Annotated in this window: 1 protein-coding gene; it reads left to right on the top strand. The window is 73.5% G+C overall.

The genetic code is table 11. From position 1 onward, the window contains the following. Positions 1-64: 64 nt before the first annotated feature. The coding region (locus tag E2C05_RS32600) for a diguanylate cyclase domain-containing protein (RefSeq protein WP_240047008.1) at positions 65-310 on the top strand (246 nt) is incomplete at its 3' end.

Raw genomic sequence — 310 nt, 5'->3', positions numbered from 1 at the left:
CGCGGTGCACTGGCTGCGCCTGCAGGGGCGGGCCGAGCGGGGGCCGGATGGCCGTGCCTTGCGCATGAGCGGCGTGACGCAGGACGTGACGGCGAAGCGCCTCGCGGAGGCGCGGATCGCCTACCTCGCCCACCACGACACGCTGACCGGCCTGCCCAACCGGGTGCTGTTCCGCGAAAGGCTGGACGTGGCGCTGGCCCGCGCCCAGCGCGGCGAGGGCTTCGCCGTGCTCTGCCTCGACCTCGACCGCTTCAAGGAGGTGAACGACACCCTCGGGCATCCGGTGGGCGACATCCTGCTGCGCCAGGTC

Source organism: Paracraurococcus ruber (assembly GCF_004353985.1).
Taxonomy (GTDB): Bacteria; Pseudomonadota; Alphaproteobacteria; order Acetobacterales; family Acetobacteraceae; genus Paracraurococcus; species Paracraurococcus ruber.
Note: the sequence above shows the minus strand (reverse complement) of the source record. Positions and strands in the feature narration are given on the sequence as shown.